The organism is Sphingosinicella flava (assembly GCF_016025255.1).
GTDB lineage: Bacteria > Pseudomonadota > Alphaproteobacteria > Sphingomonadales > Sphingomonadaceae > Allosphingosinicella > Allosphingosinicella flava.
This window is the reverse complement of sequence record NZ_CP065592.1, coordinates 1,434,404-1,457,274: the sequence shown is the minus strand read 5'-3', so window position 1 is coordinate 1,457,274 and position 22,871 is coordinate 1,434,404. Positions and strand designations below refer to the sequence as shown.

Annotated in this window: 21 protein-coding genes; 3 read left to right on the top strand and 18 right to left on the bottom strand. The window is 62.2% G+C overall.

From position 1 onward, the window contains the following. Window positions 1-51: 51 nt before the first annotated feature. The 14 genes from IC614_RS07570 to IC614_RS07505 all read right to left on the bottom strand — a co-directional run bounded on the left by IC614_RS07570 (window position 52) and on the right by IC614_RS07505 (window position 13,585). Window positions 52-1,362: an amidohydrolase family protein gene (locus IC614_RS07570; RefSeq protein WP_200970750.1), complete on the bottom strand. Its 1,311-nt coding sequence runs from the start codon at window positions 1,360-1,362 to the stop codon at window positions 52-54. Between the two features lie 118 nt (window positions 1,363-1,480). Continuing rightward, the gene (locus IC614_RS07565; RefSeq protein WP_200970749.1) at window positions 1,481-3,775 is read right to left on the bottom strand and encodes a putative bifunctional diguanylate cyclase/phosphodiesterase; all 2,295 of its coding nucleotides are present in this window, start codon (window positions 3,773-3,775) and stop codon (window positions 1,481-1,483) included. Between the two features lie 90 nt (window positions 3,776-3,865). Beyond that, complete coding sequence (locus IC614_RS07560) at window positions 3,866-5,761, bottom strand: M1 family metallopeptidase (protein WP_200973150.1); 1,896 nt, start codon at window positions 5,759-5,761, stop codon at window positions 3,866-3,868. 139 nt (window positions 5,762-5,900) lie between these two features. Further along, complete coding sequence (locus tag IC614_RS07555) at window positions 5,901-6,041, bottom strand: hypothetical protein (RefSeq protein WP_200970748.1); 141 nt, start codon at window positions 6,039-6,041, stop codon at window positions 5,901-5,903. After that, entirely contained in the window at window positions 6,038-6,232 is a 195-nt protein-coding gene (locus IC614_RS07550; protein ID WP_200970747.1) for a hypothetical protein, read from the bottom strand. The genes IC614_RS07555 and IC614_RS07550 overlap by 4 nt, the downstream gene beginning before the upstream one ends. A gap of 6 nt (window positions 6,233-6,238) precedes the next feature. Further along, window positions 6,239-7,228, bottom strand: a complete 990-nt coding sequence (locus IC614_RS07545; protein ID WP_200970746.1) for a YihY/virulence factor BrkB family protein — start codon at window positions 7,226-7,228, stop codon at window positions 6,239-6,241. Between the two features lie 48 nt (window positions 7,229-7,276). Beyond that, window positions 7,277-7,873 carry a GNAT family N-acetyltransferase gene (locus IC614_RS07540; RefSeq protein ID WP_200970745.1) on the bottom strand — a complete coding sequence of 199 codons (597 nt, stop codon included), beginning with the start codon at window positions 7,871-7,873 and terminating at the stop codon, window positions 7,277-7,279. A 207-nt stretch (window positions 7,874-8,080) separates the two neighbouring features. Further along, the gene (locus IC614_RS07535) at window positions 8,081-9,037 is read right to left on the bottom strand and encodes a restriction endonuclease subunit S (protein ID WP_200970744.1); all 957 of its coding nucleotides are present in this window, start codon (window positions 9,035-9,037) and stop codon (window positions 8,081-8,083) included. Further along, complete coding sequence (locus IC614_RS07530) at window positions 9,034-10,950, bottom strand: HsdM family class I SAM-dependent methyltransferase (RefSeq protein ID WP_200970743.1); 1,917 nt, start codon at window positions 10,948-10,950, stop codon at window positions 9,034-9,036. The genes IC614_RS07535 and IC614_RS07530 overlap by 4 nt, the downstream gene beginning before the upstream one ends. After that, on the bottom strand, window positions 10,925-11,872 hold the full coding sequence (locus IC614_RS07525) for an IS1595 family transposase (RefSeq protein WP_200970742.1): 948 nt from the start codon (window positions 11,870-11,872) through the stop codon (window positions 10,925-10,927). The genes IC614_RS07530 and IC614_RS07525 overlap by 26 nt, the downstream gene beginning before the upstream one ends. A gap of 95 nt (window positions 11,873-11,967) precedes the next feature. Further along, a complete protein-coding gene (locus tag IC614_RS07520) occupies window positions 11,968-12,411 on the bottom strand; it encodes a hypothetical protein (protein WP_200970741.1) in 444 nt (147 codons plus the stop codon). Then, window positions 12,408-12,911: a hypothetical protein gene (locus IC614_RS07515; RefSeq protein WP_200970740.1), complete on the bottom strand. Its 504-nt coding sequence runs from the start codon at window positions 12,909-12,911 to the stop codon at window positions 12,408-12,410. Before IC614_RS07515 ends, IC614_RS07520 begins: the two co-directional genes overlap by 4 nt. 120 nt (window positions 12,912-13,031) lie before the next feature. Continuing rightward, a complete protein-coding gene (locus IC614_RS07510; protein WP_200970739.1) occupies window positions 13,032-13,238 on the bottom strand; it encodes a hypervirulence associated TUDOR domain-containing protein in 207 nt (68 codons plus the stop codon). A 68-nt stretch (window positions 13,239-13,306) separates the two neighbouring features. After that, window positions 13,307-13,585, bottom strand: coding sequence for a hypothetical protein (locus IC614_RS07505; RefSeq protein WP_200970738.1), 279 nt, complete (start codon window positions 13,583-13,585; stop codon window positions 13,307-13,309). On the opposite strand from IC614_RS07505, the gene IC614_RS07500 reads away from it, so the two are divergent. Further along, window positions 13,584-13,820, top strand: coding sequence for a hypothetical protein (locus IC614_RS07500; protein WP_200970737.1), 237 nt, complete (start codon window positions 13,584-13,586; stop codon window positions 13,818-13,820). The genes IC614_RS07505 and IC614_RS07500 overlap by 2 nt on opposite strands. Before the next feature lie 22 nt (window positions 13,821-13,842). Here the strand turns inward: IC614_RS07500 and IC614_RS07495 are convergent, their stop codons facing one another. Further along, window positions 13,843-14,253 (bottom strand): low affinity iron permease family protein, encoded by a 411-nt coding sequence (locus IC614_RS07495; protein WP_200970736.1) that lies wholly within the window; start codon window positions 14,251-14,253, stop codon window positions 13,843-13,845. A gap of 152 nt (window positions 14,254-14,405) precedes the next feature. Between IC614_RS07495 and IC614_RS07490 the strand changes: the two genes are divergently transcribed. Both IC614_RS07490 and IC614_RS07485 read left to right on the top strand, forming a co-directional pair. Continuing rightward, a complete protein-coding gene (locus IC614_RS07490; protein WP_200970735.1) occupies window positions 14,406-14,945 on the top strand; it encodes a hypothetical protein in 540 nt (179 codons plus the stop codon). Between the two features lie 496 nt (window positions 14,946-15,441). Continuing rightward, complete coding sequence (locus IC614_RS07485) at window positions 15,442-16,107, top strand: hypothetical protein (RefSeq protein WP_200970734.1); 666 nt, start codon at window positions 15,442-15,444, stop codon at window positions 16,105-16,107. 191 nt (window positions 16,108-16,298) lie between these two features. Here the strand turns inward: IC614_RS07485 and IC614_RS07480 are convergent, their stop codons facing one another. From IC614_RS07480 to IC614_RS07470, 3 genes are all read right to left on the bottom strand, one after another. After that, entirely contained in the window at window positions 16,299-19,985 is a 3,687-nt protein-coding gene (locus IC614_RS07480) for an RNA-directed DNA polymerase (RefSeq protein WP_200970733.1), read from the bottom strand. A 233-nt stretch (window positions 19,986-20,218) separates the two neighbouring features. After that, the gene (gene lepA, locus IC614_RS07475) at window positions 20,219-22,039 is read right to left on the bottom strand and encodes a translation elongation factor 4 (protein ID WP_200970732.1); all 1,821 of its coding nucleotides are present in this window, start codon (window positions 22,037-22,039) and stop codon (window positions 20,219-20,221) included. A 38-nt stretch (window positions 22,040-22,077) separates the two neighbouring features. Then, window positions 22,078-22,707, bottom strand: a complete 630-nt coding sequence (locus IC614_RS07470; RefSeq protein WP_200970731.1) for a D-Ala-D-Ala carboxypeptidase family metallohydrolase — start codon at window positions 22,705-22,707, stop codon at window positions 22,078-22,080. Window positions 22,708-22,871 lie beyond the last annotated feature (164 nt).

Here is a 22,871-nt window from a genome sequence, read left to right as displayed (position 1 = left end):
GCCCGAACACGCGAATGGACGGAGCGCTTTTCACCTCTGCTGCGCTGCCCGTCAATCGGCCGCTGTGCCGCCATCAAGGGCCAGCACCGCGCCCCCCTTCACCCGCAGGCCGATGCGGTGCAGGTTCTTGGGATCGGCGAGAGGATCGCCGTCGAGCGCCAGGAAGTTGGCTTCGTAACCCTCTTCCAGCTTGCCGATCTTGCGATCCGGAAAGATCGTTTGCGGAGTGACGACAGACCACATGCGCAGCAAGTCGAGATTGTCCGCCAGGCCATAGGTATAGAAATAGGCCGCTTCGCCCGCCGCGGTGGGAATTCCGGTTTCGCCGCCCATGCCGTCGCTGCCGATCGCGATGCGCACGCCATGCTGGCGGAGCAGCGCGATATTCTTCCGGTGCAGGGCGGCCACGCTCGTGCGTGCTTCTTCCGGCCATTCCGCGCCGTGCATCCGCTGCAGCACGCTGGCCGTGCCGATGACGGTCACGCCGCGCGCGCCGGCCTGCGCCGCCACCTCCGGCGTGATGGTATAGGCCGCCGCATTTTCGCGCGCGCCGCGCGGCCCGAAATGGGGAAGATGGGCGGTTTCATCCACGCCCGCTTCGACGGCCGCCGCGAAATCGTCCGCAGTTTCGACGTGCGCCATCACTCTTAGCCCGGCATCATGGGCGCGGCGGATGATCGATTTCAGCATCGCGGGGGATATGCCGGCCTTGGTGCCGGCTTCGCTGCCGAGGCGCAGGCGGGTTCCGCCATTCAGGAACACCTTGATGAAATCGGGCTTTCCGGCCAGAATTTTCGGCCAGCTGGCGGCCAGATCGTCCTCATCGTCGATGATGTGATAGGCGCGCCCGGGCATGTCCGCGCGTCCAAGGCCCTGCAGAAGCCCCCTGTCGGCCAAATTGTCGTGCAGGGGTGCCGGATGCGCGCCGCTCCCGGTCAGGCCGCCATTGGCGAAGACCACGTCGATACTGTCCTTGCGGTTGATCATGCTCCGCATCTTCGGGGTCAGGAAATCCGGTATCGCATTGGGGTTCTTGGCGTAGAAGATGCCTTCCCGCAGGAAGGCCGCGATCTTGGCATCCAGTTGATCTTCATCGCCGATAATATGGGTATGGGCATCGCCATAAGCGGGGACGACATATTTGCCCTGAAGGTCCACCGTTCTTCCGACCTTGGGGGGTTTCCGCGTGGTCAGCAGGCCCGCTTGCGTGCTGTACATGGTGCGCTTGACGAATTGGGTGCCATCGAACCACCGCCCGTTCTTCCACATCGCCGGCGCTTCGGCGGGGGCCGCCAGTGCGGCGGAGCAGGCGAAAAGCTGCGCGATGAGCAGCCCAATGGCGCGAAAAGCCGGAAAATTCATGTTCATTCTCCCCAATGCCTGGCTTCATGGAAACCACCAAGAAACAACGGGCACCCCGGCTACTGGTCAGCATATCCAGTCCGCAAAGTCTAGCATCCCCGCCGCAATGGTTTTGGGGTCAGGCGCTCATCCGCGCATTGCCGCCGCCGCGCACCAATTCGGTCGCCTTGTCGAAATCCATCGGGCGGCCGAACAGATAGCCCTGGATCTGGTGGCAGCCCATGTCGCGCATGCGCTCGAAATCGGCCATCGTTTCGACCCCTTCGGCGGTGATCGTCATCCGGAAGCTGTTGGCGAGGGTGACGATCGACTGGATGATCGCCACCGTTTCCTTGTTCTTCGCCGCCTCCCGGACGAAGGAGCCGTCGATCTTCAGCTTGTGGAACACGGTCTTGTTCAAATAGCCGAGTGAGGAATAGCCGGTGCCGAAATCGTCGAGCGCGATGCCGACGCCCAATTGGCGGAGGCGGCGCAGCACGTCGAGAGCGCCGTGCGTGTCGCCGAGGAAGACGCTCTCGGTCACTTCCAGCTCAAGCCGGTTGGGCTTGATCCGGTGGCGGGTGAGGCTCTCGCTCACCGCGTTGGGAAGGGCGGGCAGGACGAGCTGGCGCGGCGAGAGGTTCACCGCGACGCTGATATGGTCGGGCCAGTGGGCGGCGGCGCGGCACGCTTCCTCGATCACCCAGTCGCCGAGATGGGTGATGATGCCGGTTTCCTCGGCCAATGGAATGAAGTCGAGCGGGGAGATGAGGCCGCGCACCGGATGGTGCCAGCGAATGAGCGCCTCGAAGCCGACGAGGCGCTGGTCGGACGCCCGGACCAGGGGCTGGTAGGTGAGGCGGAACTGGTTGCCGGGGAGGGCATGGCGCAGGTCTTCCTCCAGCCGCAGCCGTTGTTCGGCTTCCTTCTGCATGCTCGCGTCGAAGGCGCAGCACATGCCGCGGCCGCGCGCCTTGGCCTGGTACAGCGCCATGTCGGCTTTCTGGATGAGGTCGTCGACGCTCTGCCCGTCGACCGGGCCGAAGGCGCAGCCGATCGACAGGCCGATGCGGATTTTCGCGCTGTCGGCCTGATAGGGTTCGGACACGGCGGCGATCAGCCGCGCGCCGAGCGCGTCGACGCGGGCGCGGCTCTGCGCGTCGGGCACGACGACCGCGAATTCGTCGCCGCCGATGCGGCCGACCTCGCCCATGCCGCCCACTTCGCGGACGAGGCGCTGGGCGACGGATTTCAGCACCGTGTCGCCCGTCATGTGGCCGAACGTGTCGTTGACCGGCTTGAAGCCGTCGAGGTCGAGGAACAGGACCGCGCAGGGAATGCCGGAGCCTTGCGCCGCCGCCAGCGCATCGCCGAGCAGCTCGCGGACGCGGCTGCGATTGGGGAGGCCCGACAGGACGTCCATGTTGGCGAGATTGGTCAGCCGCTCCTTGGTCCGCCGCGCCTCGGTCACGTCGGCGCCGACGCCGCGAAAGCCCTGGAAGAGGCCGTCGCCGTCGACGATCGGGTCGCCGGTCAGGGAAATCCAGCGATCGCCCTGATTGGTGCGGATTTCCATTTCGAGCGCGGAAAAAGCCGTGCGCGCGAGAAGGGCCTGGCCCAGCGCGCCGCCGCCGCCGAGCACCGCGGGAAGCGGCTGGCCGATCACTTGCGCGGGCGCCCGGCCGAGCAAATTCGTGATCCGGCGGGAGAGATAGAGGATGCGATTGCCGCTATCGACCTGCCACAGCCAGCCCGCGCCGCGCTGCTCATATTCGCGGAGAAGGAGGCCGACCGTCTCGCATTCGTCGGCGATGCGCTGGGCATCCTTGCCCTGCTGCCGCACCCAATGCTGGACCAGCAGGACGCCGAGCCCCGCCACCGCGACATTCCCGGTCAGCGCCATCATGAGGATGAGATCGCCGCCGCTCGCGCTCCACAGCCCCCAGGATTGCGACGCGAACAGGACGGCGATCCACGACAGGGCAAAGGCCGGCTCCGCCGAGGCGAGGGTTCCGGCCATGATCGCGGCGGCGACCGTCAGGCCGAGCGGCAAGGCGGGCGCCCCGCTCGCCAGCGCCCAGGCCGGAAGCGACGACCATAGGAGGCCCAATCCCGCCCCTTCCGCGGCGGTCGCGGGCATTGGCCGGCGTTCTTGATGGTGACGGTCGCGCCGCGCGCGTTGCAGCGAAAGCCAGTGCGCGGCGCCGGTCAGCAGCAGCCACGGCGCGGCGAAGGCGAAACCGATCGCCCCGCCCGCCACCCATCCGGCGAGCGAAGCGAGGGCGACGGCGCAAAAGGCGAAGACCAAGGACGCGTCGGCGAAGACGCGCTTGCGCTGGTGGCGAAGGTCGATGAGGCGCGAGAGCGGCCGATCCCCGGCGAGCACCGCCAGGAAGTCCGCCTCGTTCATGCGGGCCAGTTCAGCCTGCTTCATCCCCCTCCCCGCGCATCATTGCCGGCCCTGCATAAAGGGAGAGGTTTGATGTTTGGTTAACGCCTTTTTATGCACCTAAGCCCTTGAAGGTCACGACCCCTTCAGCGTCTCGTCCACCGTGCCGGACGTTACGGAATGGTAGCCCGGGCGCGCCTTGGCGTAGATGCGGCGGGCGATCGGCAGGCCCCATTCGCCCTGCCGCGCGAGTGCGGCGAAGAGCGGCGCGACGAATTTGCGGCGGCCCATGGACGTCAGGAAGTTTTCCAGCACTGGCACCACCGGGTCGTAGCGGTTGGCGATGGCGAGCTGCAGCCAGGCGAACAGAATCTCGCTATTGCCGCTCTCCGACAAAGTAAGCGCGTCGTTCAGCTCTTCGAGCTTGCCGCTGCCCAGATCGCGTGGGAGGGCATCGAGAAAGCGAAGCCGTTCCTGCGTATTCCAGTTGCTGAAAGTCTTCGGCGGCTGACCGCTTGCCATATAGGCTTTCACCGCCGCATCGACGGCGGCAAAGGCCGCGGTCGGCGGGGCGATGACATTGGCGGGAATGCCCGGCTGATAGACCCACTCGTCCAGCATCAGCTTCCCTTCCAGCGCCGCATCCCCGCGCACCAGATTGGCGCGGATGTCCTGCAGGAACAGGGACGCCGTGATCGGCTGGAAGGCATGGCGGTCGAAATAGGAACGAAGCCAAGCGTCGAAGCGCTGGCGCCCGACCGTGTTCTCGATGGTGCGGAGGAAGGCGGCGCCCTTTTCATAAGCGATGTCGCTCATCCCGTCGTCCGGATCGCGGCCGGTGAGGTCGAGGTGGAGGCGGGTATTGGGCGAGGCGGGGCCGCCCGCGCCCTGGATCGTGTCCTGCAGCGAATCCCAGCCGAGCGCGATATTCTGGTCGGCGCGCTGCTTGCCGTAAAGCGCCTCCATGATCCGGCTTTCGAAATAAGTGGTGAAACCCTCGTTCAGCCAGAAATCCGCCCATTGCGCATTGGTGACGAGATTGCCCGACCAGCTGTGCGCCAATTCGTGCGCGATCAGCGAGACGAGCGACCGGTCGCCCGCGATCATCGTCGGCGTCAGGAAGGTGAGCGTCGGATTTTCCATGCCGCCGAATGGGAAAGCGGGGGGAAGAACGATCATGTCGTAGCGGCCCCAGCGATAGGGCCCGTAAAGGCTTTCGGCCGCCTCGACCATCTTCTCGGTATCGACGAGTTCGTCCGCCGCCGCCTTCAACGTCGCGGGTTCGGCATAGACGCCGGTGCGCGGCCCAAGCGGCTGGAAGGCGATGTCGCCCGCCGCGATGGCGATCAGATAGGGCGCGACCGCCTTGTCCATGCGGAAGCGATAGGCCTTGCCGCCGCCCGCCACGGCCTCGCCCCTGGGCGTCAGGCGCTCGCCGCTCATCACCGCGACCATATTTTCGGGCACGACGATGCGCGCCTCCCAGGTCTGGCGGATGCCGGGGCTGTCCTGCGTCGGGATCCAGGTGCGGTTGAGGATCGCCTGGCCCTGGCTGAACAGGAAGGGCAGCTTCTTGCCCGCGGTCTGCTCCGGTGCCAGCCATTGCAGGGCGGCGGCATCGGGCGCGCTTTTATACGTGATGACGATGCGGTTCGCGCCGTTCAGCTGTACGGTCAGCGGGGCGCCGATATTGGGGTCGTTCGCCCCCACTGCCCATTGCAAAGGCCGTCCGGCGCGGTCGGTGACCGACGCGATCTCCAGCCCCTTGCTGTCGAGGACGATTTCCGTCGCGCCCGGCGATGCGGCGACATCTAGGGCCGCCGTCCCCGCCATCCGTTTCGCCGCGAAATCGGCGCGGAGGTCGAGCGCGACATGGGTGACGCGCGCCACTTCGGGGCGGGCATAAGAGTGAATGTCGCGCGCGTCCGGCGCGCTCAGCACCGCGGCCGTCCCCGCATTCGGCGCCGTTTTTCCGGCGGGCGTGCAGGCGGCGAGGATGAAGGACGCGGCTCCGGCGAGCAGCAGCGGCATGAGGCGGATGGACAAGGGGGCATCTCCTAACGGGCGGCTTGGTTTCCAGCTATGGCTAGACCAAAGCCCGCATGCCGCCAAGCGCCTGAACGGCATCTTATCCCCGTTCCTGTGCCCACGGTCTGCCGGCTTGCCGGCGTCATGCCTTCGGGCCGAACAGGCGCAGCAGCCGGTCGGTGACGTACCGGCCCTCCTCGATCAGCAGGCGGGGGCGGGTGCGGTCGACGCGGCGCTTCACGATGTCCTTGGCGACGGTCGCCAGAATGTGGGCGATGATCATGCGCGCGCCGGCGCGCCCCAGGCGATCGCCTGGGGCGGCGGCTGGTCGCCAATTTCCGAGAAGGCGGAAAGGGTGCGGATCGCCCCGTGCCGCCGGTAAGGCGCCGTCGCTTCGGCCGCGGCCTTGTCCGCGCGCTTGATCGCGCGGATGGCCTTGTCGCCCGGATGCGTCTTCTTCTTTTTCTTGGTCATGGCGGCTTAACGGCTCTTCTTGCCGTTGGTGCCGGTCGCGGCGCCGACCGTGTCGGCCATTTCGGCATCGCGCGCGCCCATCGGCCTGTCCGGCCCGGTGGTCGTATCCTTCCGCGTCTGATGCTCCATCTCGGCATTGAGCTCGGCGCCGAGCAGCAGGACATAAGCGGACAAATAGAGCCACATCAAAAGCACGACGACCGCGCCAAGCGCGCCATAGGTCGCGTTGTAATTGCCGAAATTGGCCGTGTAGATGCCGAAACCCAGGGTCATCAGCAGCCAGCCGGCGGTCGCGACGATGGAGCCTGGCGTGAGCCAGCGCCACTTCGCCGCCTCGCGATCGGGCGCGTAACGGTACAGCGCCGCCACCGCGCCGCTCGCCACCGCCGCTGCGGCAATCCAGAATCCGATGCGGATCAGGGTCGGCAGCAGGGGCGGCGCGCCGGGCAGCAGGCGGTCCACCGCCGCCAGCGCGCCGATGGCGGCGACGGCGACGAGGCCGGTCACCACCGCCCCTATGGTGATCGCCAGGGCGGCCAAGGTCTTGCGGATGAACCCGCGCGTTTCGTCCTCGTCATAAGCGATGTTGAGCGCGGTGATCATCGCCGCCGCGCCCTTCATCGCGCCGTAAAGGGCAAGGCCGAGCGCGAAGAGGAGGCCCAGCCCGGTTTTGCTCGCGGCCTGGCTGGTGACGCTCACCAATTGTTCGCCGATAATGGCGGCGGCGTCGCGCGGCAAAACCTGGAACAGGCCCCGGACATGCCCCATCATCGTCGCGGGCGCCGCGAACAGGCCATAGCTCAGCACGAATGCGGCGAGCAGCGGCACCATGGCGAGAAAGGCGTAAAAGGCGACGCCTGCGGAAACCAGGCTCATATTGTCCTGCCCGGATTCCTTCCAGGCCCGGACCACGATATCCTTCCATCCGCGTGCGGGGATTTGGGTGGGCTTGTCGGCCTCGCGTCCGCGCCCCGACTCATCGTGTTGATCTGTCATGCCGCGCCAACTGCCGAGCGCGCGATTGGTTGAGCGGCTTGGAAAAATTTAGCCGGTAAAAGTGGAGAGCCGCCGTTCCAATCCCGCTTTCACCTCCGGCCATTCCTCGGCGATGATCGAATAGATGACGCTGTCGCGATGGTGGCCGTTCCAGGTGATGAACTGGCGGCGGATCACGCCTTCCTTCTTCGCGCCCAGTTTCTCGATCGCCGCCTGGCTGCGGGCGTTGCGCGCGTCGGTGCGGAGCTGGACGCGGAGCGCGCCATTGCCGAACGCGTGGGCGAGGAGGAGATATTTGGCCTCCGGATTGACGATGCCGCCGCGTGCGTCGGGGCGGTAATAGGTGCCGCCGATTTCCACCGTGCCGTGGCGGGGCGCGATGTCGTAGAAACTGGTGGTGCCGACGATCGCGCCGTCGGACAGGCGCTTCAAGGCAAAGGCGATGCGATGGGGGTCCGCCGATGGGCCGCACATCGTCGCGAAATAATCGCCGAAAGCCTCGCCCTGGCCGTTCGTCAGGAGGATCGACCAGGCGTCGGGATCGCCCTCCACCATCGCCCGCATCGCATCGCGGTGGCTTTCCGAAACCGGCTCAAGCCGGATATGGGCGCCTTCCAGCGGCGCCTTTTTCAGATGCATTCGCATCACCTGCCCCCTTTTATTTAGGAAATTATATACGCAACTAGACGCGGACCCTACTTGGCCCTCGGCTTTCCCTTGGGCTTCTTGGGTTAATGGCCTTGTCCGCCGCCTTGAAAATGGCCTTCGCGATGTCCTCTGGGGGTGCGGGGATTTGTTTGATCTTGTTGGTGATCGGACGCCCACGTGGGTTTACGGTTTTCTCGGTCATAGCTAGATGCTCTTACTGTAGGGGAGAGACTTGATATAGGCCTCCATGAAGGCCCAGTCGGGATCGCCCTTCGCAGTGATGGGGAGTCGGATTAGTGACGCCCTCATCCGCGCTAGCCCCCACTTTCGACCATAGCTGAAGCGATATTTTTCCATGCGGATCAGGGGCGTCAGAAACATCGCAGTGTATTTGTTGAGGTCAAATTTCGGGACGAAGACATGCACGTCTTCCGTCGTGGCGAAGGGCGACGGCTGGTAGAAAGCCTCCGCCACACTTCCGTTTCGATTGACGGTGATTACGTTCCCAGCGTGTTGCGGGCCCTGAGGCGTGTAGCCAGTCAGACCGTTGTTTCTGTCGGTGGACGTTATGAAGGGCGTGGAGCCGCTCTCCGTCAGGGTGGATTTTCTTGGTCCCTTGCCGCGCTCAATGTCGAACAGAGCGCTGTAGGTGAACTCAGCCCATTTCCGGTCGGTGAGTTTCGGAGCGGTCGCCGGGTCTAACGCCTCTCTCATCCCAGCGAATTTGTCCAAGCTGGCCTTATTCACCCACCCCGGGATTTCGTCTGCAGAAGGCACCAGCAATTTCGAGAGTGTCTTGTTGGCCTGCCGCCCGTAGTTGAACCGATAGCGGTTCGCCTTGATGCACATGCAATAGAATATGATTTCCTGCTTCGTAAGCGGGGTCTTGGGCCGCAGGACCGCAACGTCTCGGCCGCAATAGAATTCTGCCTCTTGCACATAGGTTGTGAGGACACCGTTGCCGCCGAGGGCACACGTGATGTCGCCAGCCGGCGCTGGCTCAAGATCCGGAACAGGTGCGACAAAGGCAGAAATGCCATTGTTGCCCATTTGTCTGGAAACGAACGCAACGCCTTCGCTAGCGCTCGCTGGCTCTAGGGCGTTCAGCTCCAGCGAATGACCGTATCGGACATCGAAAATGTCGGAGACGAGGCAGGTCATTCCGACTCTCCAAGCGCATCGACGGAGAGCTTATGGATTGCATAATCTCTGACTGCCCGCTCGAAATCCGATGGAGTGAGCTTGGTGTAGTCGGTCTCCATATAGGCTTCCGCGCACCATTCGTCCGACCCGGCAACGGCCCGCACGACACTCAGGCCCGGCTTGCTTTCACGGTTCAAATAGGCGCTCAGCCAGGTGACTTTGATCGTATCCCAATCGCCCCGATTGACCCGGCCCATGTGCTTCGTCTTCCGGAAGCCATCGTCCTTGAAGTAGCCGAAGAACGTCTTGAAGCCGGACGGGTGAGGCTTATGGGCCTCAAACGTCATGATGCAGGTAATCACACCCACTGGGTGGAACAGGTCATCTGGCATTGAAAACACGCCGGTCAGCGAATGATTGGCGAGCAACCGGTCGCGCACGATTACCGTACGGGGTGCAGTAGAGGTCGCGCAACTCATCTGCACGATAGCCGCGCACCGGCCACCAGGTTGAAGGCAATTGAGCGCGTTCTCGATGAACTCCAACTGGCCACCCTCACCGACGTCGTAAGGCGGGTTCAGGAAGGCCACGGTGGGCTCGAAGGTTCGGACCTCCTCGACAATCTCGTCCGCGAAAGAATCGCCTTGATAGATATGTGACTTGCCGTCGCCGCTCATCATCATGTTGGAGCAAGCGAACGTGAACATGTCCGTCCGGCTCTCGATACCGATCAACTGGTTTTCCTTGATCTCCCGCTTCTTCTTTTGATCGGCCCCGGCCTTCTGCAGCATGTGCTTCATGGCGGAGATCAAAAATCCGCCGCTGCCGCAGCAGGAATCGAACACTACATCGTTCACATTCAGGTTTACCACATCGCAGAAAAACTCGGTGATGTGCTGCGGAGTCAGAACCAAGCCGGTCTTTTTATCTGTGCCGGCATAGCGGATAAATTCGCGATAGAACCGGCCCAAAACGTCATAGCCCTTGTCACCTAAGGTGATGAGGGGAAGCACGGTTTTCTGGAGCCGCTCAGTGATGTCCCGAAGGACATAATTGTCCTGCTGCTCCGACGCCTTCTTCTTCTTGATGCGGGGGGACTTGGCGATGGAGTGGTTCCTGATCTTCTCGTATTCGCCAATCATCGAGGCGACGCGTTCAGCGTCAATGTCGTGATCTTTCAGCACGTCCCGGATGCTGGAAACGATGAACTCCGCCAATCGCTCGGGCGTAGGTGCCGGTATTTTCGTCTTCGGGTGAACCTTATGGGCCTTGGCTTTGTAGCCCGCCTTGAACGCATCGTTCTGCAAGGCAAGCAAGATCGCGCTCACCAAGGTGCAGCGCTCATATTCCACTATCGAATAGTCATTCAGCTCCTTGTTAAGCTCAATAGCCGTCTTGGTGATTTCGGCCGATTCAATATTCTGGGCCTGAGTCTCACCCTTGAAGAGTGTGATAAAGGAAAAGATGTCCAGAAGCTCTGGAACGCCCTCCTTCGCCTCAATCTCCTTGACCTCGGCCTCACCCATTTTCTGGTAGAAGCTGGAAATCTTGAGCTTGCCCTTCTTATCGCCGCTGACAGCGATCGAGGCCACATTGTACTCTTTGGACAGGAAGGCTGAATAGTGCAGCGCGCCATCGACAGCGAAGGCGGTAGGATTGTCGCCGGTGTCGCTCGCATGGAACTTGGTGTCAGCCTTGCACTCGACAACGATGATGTCGTCCGGGAGCGCCGGGAAGCTGATGATGAACTCGGGCGAGCCACCCTTGCCGGTCATCTTCTTGGAGGCGTTCGCCAGACACTTTCTCGCCTTCGCGACCGTAGCCTTTTGCTCGTCCAGCTTGATGGCGCTGAACAATGGATCATTCTTGAACCAGTCGCGAACAAAATCCTCTGTGACCCTTTCATTACCCATGGTCGGCAACCAGATCATTGTAGCGCAGGCGCTTGCCGTCCAGACCCTTCGCCAGCATCGTCATCTGGGCGAGGGTGTCAAGGTCGCGGAAGTTGTGGCGGCCCGCAAATTCGACGACGTAGCGCGACAGGTGCTTCGCGCTCATCTTGTGATAGGTGCCCTTGTAGCCGCGCTTCAGCATCGCCCAGAAGCTCTCAATGCCGTTGGTGTGGGCCATGCCGTTGACGTACTCGCCGACACCATGCCGGACGGAACGGTGGGTGAATGACGCGAAGAAGTGCCGATAGCCGCTGTGCTCATCAGTAAAGACGGTCGCGCCCGGCTCAACATTCTCCCGAACGAAGCCGTCTAGAGAGGCGGTCTTAGTCTTCGCGATCACGCTGGCGCGGACCTTTCCGTTGCGCTCCTTGGCGCCGATCACTGCCGCTTTCTCCACCGCACCCCTACCGCCTTTCAGGCGCTCGTCCCCGTGCTTATTCCGCTCTTTGCCGCCGATGTAGGTTTCGTCAACCTCCACTTTACCGGCCAGGTTGCCGCCGCCATCAATCCAACCCTGCCGAACTTTCTGGGCCAGCAGCCAAGCGGTCTTCTGGGTGAGGCCGAGGTCGCGGTAGAACTGCATGCTCGACACGCCCTTCAGGCTCCTGGACATCAGGTACATGGCGATGACCCACTTTTGCAGCGCAACCTTGCTCGACTGCATCACGGTACCGGTCTTAACGCTGAAATACTGTCGGCACTCGCCGCAGTGGTAGGGCATCGGGCGCTCATTCAGGACGGTCGAAGTCTTTAGCGAACCGCAGTGCGGGCAATGACGCTCACCGTTCGGCCAGCGATTATTCTCAAGCCACTTGCGGCTCGTCGCCTCATCTGGAAACATTTGGAAAAGTTTAATAACGGTGACAGCGCGGTCACTTCTTCCGGGGGCCTTCCTCGTCATTCCGTCCCTCCCTGTCTAATCATCTGCCATAAATCGGCAGGCAGGACAAGCGGAATTGTCTAGTTTCGTATATAATTCCTTTATTTATCCCCTTCTTATTGCTTGGCGGGCGTAGCGGCGCAGCGGGCTTGGTGCAATTCGTGGAGATGCAGCATGCGGTCGAGGCCGGCCATGCGCGGCGCTTCCAGCGCGTCGAGCTCGGCCTGCTTCTTGGGCGCTTCCTTCCGCTGCCGCTCGGCATTGGCCGCCTGAACCTGCGCGGCGGCGCCGCCGACGATGGAGGCCGCCGGGCCGGGGATCACGCTTGCGACAGCGCCAAGCGCCTGGCCCGCGATCGTCTGCCCCACCATGTCGGGCGCGCCGGATGCCGCCATCTCCTGCGCGCGGGCGACATTGGCGGTGACGCCGCCGGTCAGCGCCATCAGCTGGTCGGCGATCTGGGTGCAAGTGAGTGCATCGTCCCTCGCAAGCGCGCCGGGCGCGTCCTGCGCCGGTGCCGCCGTGCCGATCAGCGCCAGCGAGAGGAGGAGCACCCTCATTGCGGCGTCCCTTGCGCCGGACTTTGCGCCGGGGTGCAACGCTGGCCCTGAAGCGTTTCGACCTGGCGCAGCCGGGCATAGGCCGCCTGCATGCGGGCCATCCGGGTCGAGGCTGACGCCATGGCGCCATTGGCCTGGGCGGTTCCGGCTTGCGCGATCCCCTGTGCGACGACGCCGCCCATCGGCACGACCTGGCCCAGCGCCTGCGCAGCGACCGCGCCTTGCCCGATGCGCTTTTGGGTCGTGGCCTGGGCATTGGCGGCGGCCACGGTCTGCTGGCCCATCCGCGCCATGTCGTCCTTCAGCGCCACGGCTTCGGCGGCGAGCGCCTCGCACGTCAGCGTGTCGTCGCCCTGCCGGGCGGCGGGCGGGGGCGGCGCCATCAGCGCGGCGAGCGGATCGGGAATGGCCGTCTCGGCCGGCGCGCCTTGCGAGAGGGCAGGGGCGGCAAGTGCGGCGGAAAGCCCCGCCATGGCGATATGAACGGATCGGACGGCCATAAAATCTCCCCAACGGCACCCTGCCGCAAAGATCCCGTCATCCGGCGTGCCGGCGCAGGACTTCGAAGCGGACCTTGCATCGGCTATCACATGGCCAGCATGAAGGGGAGATGAAGGATTTCACTCCTTCTTCAGCGCCTTCGCTTTATGCGCGGCGCGTTTTCCGTCATCGGTTTCGACAATATATTGCGGATTGTCCTTCGACGCGGCGACTTTGTGCCCCTTGATCTGTCCAGGGCTCGTCTGCTTCTTCACCACCTTGCCATGCGCCGTGCCGCCATGGCTTTTCCATGACACCTTGTCGCCCGCGCTCAGATTGTCGGCCATCGCCATCTCCTCTCATGCGTCAACGAACCGGCGGGAAGGGGAGTTGCATCGGTCCCGTTGATCGCGCCTTAATCCATTGATGCTGGATGATATTGGGACGGAAATTTAAGGGAATTTGAGTCACGGCCGGGCGTGCAAGCGGCACCGAAGGGCAGGCGCGGCAGGCGCAATATGATGCGATCAACCAGGAAGCGCTCGACAAGCCCTATGTGAAGGGCGCGGCGACGCAGGCGCTGGAAGTCGCGGGTGTGCTGGGCGCCATGATCCCGGTCGCGGGCGGCGCCGCATCGATGGCGGCGGCGCAGGCCCAGATGGCCACCACCAAGGCCGATGCCGAGACCAATCATGGCGAGATCGACCGGCGCGCTGGAAGCCGCGACGAAGATGAAGAAAACGGACGTGTCGACGCCGCTCGACGCCACGCTCACCTGCCGTCAATTGGCCACGCTCACCTGCCGTCAATTGGAGGCCGAAATCGCGCTCCGCGACCAGCAGATCGTGGGCATTGCGATGCGGATGAACAAGGTCGTCGCCAATCAGCTGTCCGCGGCGAAGTGCGCCGCGCCCGCATCCCCGAGATAAATCGCCGGAATAGGCGCCGCCCTCACCGCCGTTCGAGCAGGGTCTCCACGCTGTCGTCGGCGGTTCCCGCCTTGTCCGACGCGTCGCCATTCTCGCGTTCCAGCGCGGCGCGGATCGCCTCGATCTGGGCGTCGGTCAGATGCTCGATCCCGATGAAGGCGCCGCGCGCCTTGTCGACCGATCGGATCAGCTCATCCAGCTTCGCCTGCATCGCTGCCGCGTCCCGGTTCTGGCTGTTCTGGATCAGGAACACCATCAGGAAGGTGACGATCGTCGTGCCGGTGTTGATGACGAGCTGCCAGGTGTCCGACCATCCGAATACCGGCCCGGACGCGCCCCAGACGAGGATGATCGTCACCGCCAGGATGAAGGCGGCGGGCTGCCCCGCCCATTGCGAAATGCGTCCCGCCGCCGCGGTGAAGAATTTGTCCATGCCGTCAAAACGCGTGCGGAACGATTAAGCTCCTGCCTTTCCAAAGCGACGACCCGTTCGCCTTTCCGCCGAGCCGAGCAACCTTGCGGGCCCGCCTTTGTTCTACCCGCATCGGACGCCCCTCGCGTCCCTGGCGATCCTTAGGAGATTCTATGCACAGCACCCCCGTAACCGCCGTCTTCGACAGCCATGCCGAGGCGGAACGCGCCGTGTCCGAACTGCGCGCCCTCGGCGTCGACGACAGCGACTTTTCGATCATCGCCCATCATGGCGGCACGACGACGACGCGCTCCGGCGACGGCGAAGTGACCGACGAGCATCACCGCAACGTCCTGCGCGGCATCCTCGGCGGCGGCGCCTTGGGCGCGGGCCTCGGCATCGCGGCGCTCGCCATTCCGGGCGTCGGCCCGCTCGCGGCCGCGGGCGCCATCGCCGCCTCCGCCGTTCCCGAAGCCGCCGCGATCGGCGCGCTCGCCGGGGCCGCCGCGGGCACCTTGAACGAAGTGCTGACCAAGCACGGCGTCGGCAAGGAAGACGCGGATTATTACAGCGATCGCATCAAGGATGGCGGCGTCTTCGTCTCGGTCGACACCAGCGCCAACCGCATCGACCCGGCCCGCGCCCGCGACATCCTCTACCGCCATGGCGGCCACAGCGCGTCGCAAGCGAAGATGACAAGCGAGGCTTACTAAGCCGTAGCGGCCGAGCCTAAGGGGCGCCGACGGCAAAGCCGGCGCCGTCCCTTAGGCGAAGAGCCGCGTAGCGATCGGCCGACGGGCGTCCAAAGGACGACCCGTTCGACGTCACGGGATTCACTCCCGTGACGCCCCGCCCACCCAACATTTTCCTACACGAACCTTTTAGGTTACAGGACAGCGTCATGACGAACCATGACGCCACCCCGCCGCCTTCATCCTCACCCTCCAATGCGACCGTTGCGGCGCGCACGGCGCCCCCGGCGAAGACCCGTTCGCCCGCTTCCCCGCCCTCCAATTCATCCCCGTCCCGCGCAAGACGGAGCGGGTCGACGGCTGGAACGCGGACCGCCAGCGCGCCTTCATCGCCGCCCTCGCCGCCACCGGCTCCCCCCGCCGCGCCGCCGCCGCGGTCGGCAGCGCGGCATGGGGCGCGGAGCAGCTGCGCAAGGCGCCGGGCGGGGAAAGCTTCGCCGCCGCCTGGGAAGCCGCCATGGCCATCGCGAAGGACAGGGGCACCAGGCGCGTCGCCGAAGGCATCGGCCTCGCGGAGCGCCAGGCCGCCTGGGCCCCGCCGCAGCCGTGGAGCCGCGCCGCCTCCCGCCGCGCCCTCTCCGCGCCCCCCGCCCCGCCCGCGCAATCCGCCGCCGGGTCCGCGGCCGACACGAAGGCCTGGCTCACCGGCATCGCCCGCAAATATATGCTGAAGGTGAAGGCGGAGCGGGAGGCGAGGCTGAACGGACAGATCGCCGCCGCCGATTTCTACCTGCGCCAACTCACCTTCATCGAAGTGATGCTCGATCTCCTCGGCACGGACGGGTTCGACGTGATGCGGGCATTCCGCAAGGACGGCTACGGCCTGATCGACATCGCCGAAACGCCCTTCTCCCGGGTGATGGACCTCGCCCGGCGCACCCAGTGGCAGGACATGGGCGAGCCGGTCGGCCCCCTCCACCCGCCGCGCGACCTGCTGGCGCAGCATGACGGCTTCAGCACCGAACCCACCGGCGCCATCATCGGCAGCGACACGCTCAGCTACAAGGAGCAGGAAGCGTTGCGGGAAGAAGAGCGCAGGCAAGCCGCCGAAGAACAATTGAAATGGGAAGCCGAAGCGCGCCGCGACTATGAGCGCCGTCGTGACAGCGACGCCGCATCATAGGCGAAGAGCCGCGCAAGGCCGGCCGACGGGCGTCCGAAGCAGAGCAAAGGGCGACCCGTTCGACGTCACGGGATTCACTCCCGTGACGGTTTGCTTGTCCTAGAGCGCGAAGCACCGAGGGCAAGGCGACCGGCGCGTAGCGCCGCTTCGCCTTGGTCGAGAAATGCGCAGCGGTCACTGCAACTGGGAAATTAATACCCGGCCGGAGGATATTTCCACTTTTCCGCTCCTTCGAACCCAAGCTGACGACGAGCTTTCATGTCTGCGATGTCATCGACCTCAAAAAAAGAGATGCTGGCTTGCGGCTGGCCGTGGGTGTGGAAAATTTGTCTCTGATATGCTTCGCCTTTCGGGAGGTGAGCGTTGCTGCCACCGAATGCACCGTTGTTGGCAATAACTACCAACTGATACATGTGATAATGGAGCGCTTGTGCCATTTGGTCGAAGGTTCCGACATCACGGTTTAGTGCGGGGATGGCGAAAATATCTGACCTGCCTCGCAAATCCGATACGAGATCCAGATCGGTACCATCGTAGCATATGGAGCCGGTCAGCCACAGCGGATCGGCGTTAGGATCAGAGGTCCATTCATACCCGATAAGCCACTGGCAGGGTCGAAATCCATCAATCATTGGTGTTGGAGTGTTGAATGGCGTTTCCATTGGTGAAAGAAACTTCTTTCCCTGTCGCCGAATAATAGTTTGGAGGCCCTGCCCCTGAACTATCCGGGGGATGATCCAAATAGCAGAATTCACCAATAGTCCGCCCGGAATAACAGGCTCATAGGTCAGGCCTGCGAGGATTGCAGTTTTGAAAGCTCGAGCGAAGGGAACAAGATGCGTAGCAATGTCTCGCGGATGCACTGAGAGCTCAGGGAGTATGAGCCAGTCCAAGCGCTTGTTCTGGTTTTTGTGTGTATCTCGGAGGTCGAGCATCTTTTCCACTGCTGCCAATGCAGTCGACAAATGATTTCGATGTTTGCGTCTGATAGTAGGGTCGGCAAGCTCAAGACCGAAGGTCTTGAAGTCACCGTCCTGGGGTGTCACCGATTGGACAACGCAGCCTCGAAGCGGTCGTTTATCAGAGCAGATCCCTGGAATCGGTGCAGCGACGGGTAGCATCAGAATCCCGGTCGCTTTTCCGACCATTCTCAGCGCTTTGTCGAGTTCTCGTTCGACCAATGCCTCTGTTGCGTCAACTGCCAGCGTATCCGCATTTGGGCTGCTCGTGTGGCAACCCGGCCAAATAAGAAGCGAAAATAAAAAGTCTTGGGTGAACTGGGAGATTGGGAGCCAATCGTCTCCGAATGCTTCATGACCATTATAAAAGCCATAAAGCCGCTGAAACCAGTGGCCACGCGTTGGTCGATAGATAGGCTCAGCCTCTTTCCACGACAATGGTCTAACTGCGACCGTGAAATCAACGCGCGCGGTCAGGATATATCTAAGGAGATAACCGAGTTGGAACCGCCACTCCTGGCCAACTGGGGCCCAATCGGGTGGAGTATAAATTGACCGGTAGGTTGGAGTTGTGGCAACTGATTGAAAGCTCAGCTCTCGGCTGACGTGGTAGGCACCCTTCTTCTCCAACGCCACCTGCACGGTAGCCGGAGTGACGATTGGCGGGACTCGTTTGGCTTTGACCTCACGAATAAATGCTAGGGCAAAGCTGAGAACACCGATCTCATTACGCAGAGGATTTTGGGGATCGCTCGCAACGATATCCTTGAGTGGTCGTCGATCTTGAGCTGTTGACCACTCTGCTACACCCAAATCTTCTGCGATCCCGGTGGTGGAAGCGATTGAGATGTTAACCGCCCGATAGACATCCCGTGCAAACTCGATGTCCCGCGCCGCGATTTCCGAAAAGCGTTCTTCGGTGATCGAGAGTCGTGTCAGCTCTACCGCCTCTTCTCGTGAGAGAAACGACCGCCTCGCTACTATCGCGAGAATTGCATATTCGGCGTCGGCGAAGGTGGCATGCTCCCCGACGAGAAATCTAATCATTCGACGATAGCGATCTTCTCCGGTCCGCTGTCGTGGTAATTTTGCGCGTTCCCTAGCATGAACGGCGAGGAAGAGCTGGGCTTGTTGCTTGAGGAACCAAGGTACCGCCTTAGCCTTGCTCATGCTGACTTTAAGAGCTGTCTCGGTTAGAAGATGGCGATAGCCTTCTAAATTCACGCCTTTTGGAAAGGCTTCATCATCTTCGACAAATCCGGTCTCCGTCGCGCCCGCTCGTAAAATCTCTGCTAAGCAGTAATAGGCAATTTCTCGGGGAAGGTTTTGTCGTAATGTGCCGTCTATATAGGGTTCAAGCAGTCGCAATACCTCTCTCAAGATTTGCGGTGATGGCCACAGGTCCAGAGCTACACGCAAAAGTCGAACGTTGGCCGGGTCTGCAACCCATCGATCAATTAATGTGAGAGCGAAGGCTCGAGCTTCCTCATCCAATTCCTCCTGCGTCAGACGCTGTCGTCGGAAAGTTTCTTCGCCAATGTCGTTCAAATCTGTGACGCTGCGGTTTTCAAGTAGGGGCCGAAGGGATCGGTATGTCAGTCGAAAGCGAGCCGCAGCGAAACGGCCTATCGTTTCGTCGCGGACGTCTGAAAACGCCCGTAGCGACACAGGGCGGCCCTCGTCGCTGGCGGAGTTTAGAGTGACCTGCGAGCGGACGAGCGCTTCAATCGCTTGAATTACTTCCTCGCCTCCCGCAGCGTCAAAACCTCCCGAGATCGCAGCTTGAATTCTTTCCATCTTTCGAGACTGGCGGATGAGTTGCTGGTCTTCTCCGCCGAATTCCGCAGTCTTGGTCTTTTCGTGGGCCAGAACCAATCCTGGAGCTTCTTTTTCAAGAAGGCTCCCGAGCCAAAAGTAGAGGCGTGCTTGGATTTCAGCGACATCGATGCCGGGCGCCACGGTAACAGTTAAACGAAGGTCATCCACGTAACGACAGGCATCTTCCAGCCAAATGCCGGGCACGACCTCGTTTCCGAAATGGCTTCGCAATTTTGCGTCGAAATCAATCAACACGACATTTGAGAAAAAACCGGCCGATACCAACCCCTGCGGCAGTGCTATCTCAGAATAGGCATCTAGACCTGTAGCTCGAGCATATCGCTCCGCTTTCGGCTGCGATGCTTCGGCCCATCGCCAAGAAAAGAATTGAGAGACAAGATCGCGAAATCGAGGATCGTCATCTTCTTTCAAGAAATTTCGTATCTTTTCTTGCAGAAGACACGGGCGAACTCGATCGTAGAACTGCTTCAAATCAGTTTGCAAAACGAAAGTGCGGCGCTCAACCTTCAAGCCATCTGCAACCACTTCTGATCGCATGAGAAATGAGCGATAATCCTGAAAATAAGCACGATACAGTTTGGATGATCCCCACCTATGAACAAGACTTTGCCTTTCTCGATCAAAGTCACAGAATAAGCGATTTCCATAAGATAGGATCGAGGCTCGCTGCTCTGGATTGTGAAGATTAGAAATCGGATTCCCCTGCCGCGTTTCGACCCTCTCGCTTAAACAAAGGAGAATTGCCGTTGAGACTACTTGGTCGGCAAGGGAGACGTGGGCTAGCGGCCGAACCCTAACGTCGCGTCTATTCAGCGGTTTCCATTCGCCTTCTTTGTTAATCGCCCAAGCGTGACTCTTTGGTGCTGGCACAATACGAATTTCGCGCGCCTGATAGCTTCCGGCTTTCAACCGCTGGGAAAGTCGACCGATAAACCTCGGAAGATCTGCGGCCGTGCGATCTAGCTCTAGGGTATCGGCAAACCAATTGTGGTAGCGGATATAGGCAGCCGTTTTTTTCCAAGCCTGAACAAGGACGTATTCTTGCGAAACAAGGTCAAGGTCCGGCGCTAGATAGTGCATTCAGGTTCCCCCCGTTTGCATTTTAACGACGACCTACAGCACTTGGTCAACTTCTTATGAATACAGCTCGATGTAATGAATCAGATAGGGGCACAAGTCCGTCGCGGCAAAGCCGCGCCGTCGTCGGACGGGTTCGGCTGGACGGGGGCCAGCCGCCCCGCCGTCCGGTCGCACGCCGTCTCAGGCGTTAGCTTGCGCGTCGCCTCGCGTCGGCGGCGCTAAGCCAGTGCGGCCTAGCTTTCGTCACCCATCCGCAGCGCCGCGATAAACGCCTCCTGCGGGATCGACACCGACCCATATTCCCGCATCCTTTTCTTCCCTTCCTTCTGCTTTTCCAGCAGCTTCCGCTTGCGCGTGGCGTCGCCGCCATAGCATTTGGCGGTGACGTCCTTGCGCAGCGCCGCGATGGTCTCGCGGGCGATCACCTTGCCGCCGATCGCGGCCTGGATCGGGATTTTGAACAGGTGGCGGGGGATCAGATCCTTCAGCCGCTCGCACATGTGGCGGCCGCGCGCTTCGGCCTGGCTCCTGTGGACGATCATCGACAAAGCGTCGACGGCTTCCGCATTCACCAGGATGTTCATCTTGACGAGGTCGCCCTCGCGGTGGCCGATCTGGTGATAGTCGAAGCTCGCATAGCCGCGGCTGATGCTCTTCAGGCGGTCGTAGAAATCGAACACCACTTCGTTCAAGGGCAGTTCGTAGGTGAGCTGGGCGCGGCCGGCGACATAGGTCAGATTCTTCTGGATACCGCGGCGGTCCTGGCACAATTTCAGGATGGGCCCCAGATATTCGTCGGGGACGTAGATGGTCGCTTCGATCCACGGTTCCTCGATGCTTTCGATCCGGTTGGGATCGGGCATGTCGGCCGGGTTGTGGAGCTCGATCGTCTTCGCGGCCTCGTCCTTGGTGTGGCGAAGGTGCAGGCGGTAGACGACGCTCGGCGCGGTGGTGATGAGATCGAGGTCATATTCGCGGGTCAGCCGCTCCTGGATGATCTCGAGGTGGAGGAGGCCGAGGAAGCCGCAGCGGAAGCCGAAGCCCAATGCCGCCGAGCTTTCCATTTCGAAGGAGAAGCTGGCGTCGTTGAGGCGGAGCTTGGAGATGCTTTCGCGGAGCTTTTCGAAATCGGCGGCGTCGACCGGGAACAGGCCGCAGAAGACGACGGGCTGGACTTCCTTGAAGCCCGCGAGCGCTTCCGCGGCGGGGCGCTTCACGTCGGTGATCGTGTCGCCGACGCGGGTCTGGGCGATTTCCTTGATCTGCGCGGTGATGAAGCCGACTTCGCCCGGGCCAAGCTCGGGCAGGGTTTCGATCTTCGGGCGGAAGGCGCCGACGCGGTCGACCAGGTGCTGGGTGCCGGCCTGCATGAACTTGATGCTTTGGCCCTTCTTGATCACCCCGTCGATGACGCGGATCAGGATGACGACGCCCAGATAGGGGTCGTACCAGCTGTCGACGAGCATGGCTTTGAGGGGCGCGTCGCGGTCGCCCTTGGGGGGCGGGATTTTGTGGACGATGGCTTCCAATATTTCGTCGATGCCGATGCCGCTCTTCGCGGACGCGAGCACCGCGTCGTCGGCGGGGAGGCCGATAATGTCCTCGATCTCCGCCTTCACCTTGTCCGGCTCCGCGGCGGGGAGGTCGATCTTGTTGATGACCGGCACGATTTCATGGTCGTGCTCGATCGATTGGTAGACGTTGGCGAGCGTCTGCGCCTCCACCCCCTGCGCCGCGTCGACGACGAGCAGCGCGCCTTCGCAAGCGGCGAGGCTGCGGGAGACTTCATAGGCGAAGTCCACGTGGCCGGGCGTGTCCATGAGGTTCAGGATATAGGCTTGTCCGTCCTTCGCGGTGTAATCCAGGCGCACCGTCTGCGCCTTGATCGTGATGCCGCGCTCCTTCTCAATGTCCATATTATCGAGCACCTGGCTCGACATCTCCCGCTCGCTCAGCCCCCCCGTCCGCTGAATCAACCGGTCGGCCAGCGTCGACTTCCCATGGTCGATATGCGCGATAATGGAAAAATTGCGGATCTTGGATAGCTCAGTCATGTTGGGCGCGCGATAGCATCGCCGCGCGGTTCCGCCAATCAGCTATAATTGCCGGTCGCGCAGGGACTGGTCGCGCCCTTGCCGTCCGCGCCCCACATGCGGAAGCCTTTCGAGTCCACATGGAAGCGCATGCCGCTGTAGAAGCCGAGGCCGATATCGTAATCGCGACCGCGAAAGCCGTGGATCGAGCAGATGCTTTTGATCATGCCGGCGCGGCCGATCGGTTCGAGAGGGGTGAGGTCGAGGGCATAGAAGTGACGATGGGCGCTCTGCTTCGCGCCGCCCGAACATTGGTTCAAAGTTTCATTGCGGAATCCGGAGAGGGCCTCGACCGGGCCGACGACGGGCTGAACATGGCTTTTCACGAAAGAAAGCGTCTTGGCGAGATGCTGCCATTCGGTGAAGGGGGCGACTTCGAAGCGGGGGCCGTTGCATTCCCGCCACATGCTCGCCGTGCGGACGAGCTGCCACGTTGGCAGGACTTCATCCAAATCCTTGGCTTCAAGGAAGGTCTTGAACGAAATGACCTGCGCGCGCGCCGCCGGATCGCGGGCGAGCCATGCGAGATAATCGGCATGACTCTGCCCCTCCGCCACCGTTTGGGACAAGGCGGGGGACGAAAGGACAAAGGAAATCAAGGACAGGGCTGCAATGACGGTCGCGCGCATCGCGGCAACATAAGACGGCAAGGGCGGATGTGAAGTCGAATGGGGATAAGGGGATTGGTATGAGAGACGAAACGTTCCAGCTTTTCCGCCGCTGCGCAGAGCCAAAACGATAAGACAAGACAGGGAGGCGCTCCGTCAAGGATGAAGCCTGTGCCTGGATCGCG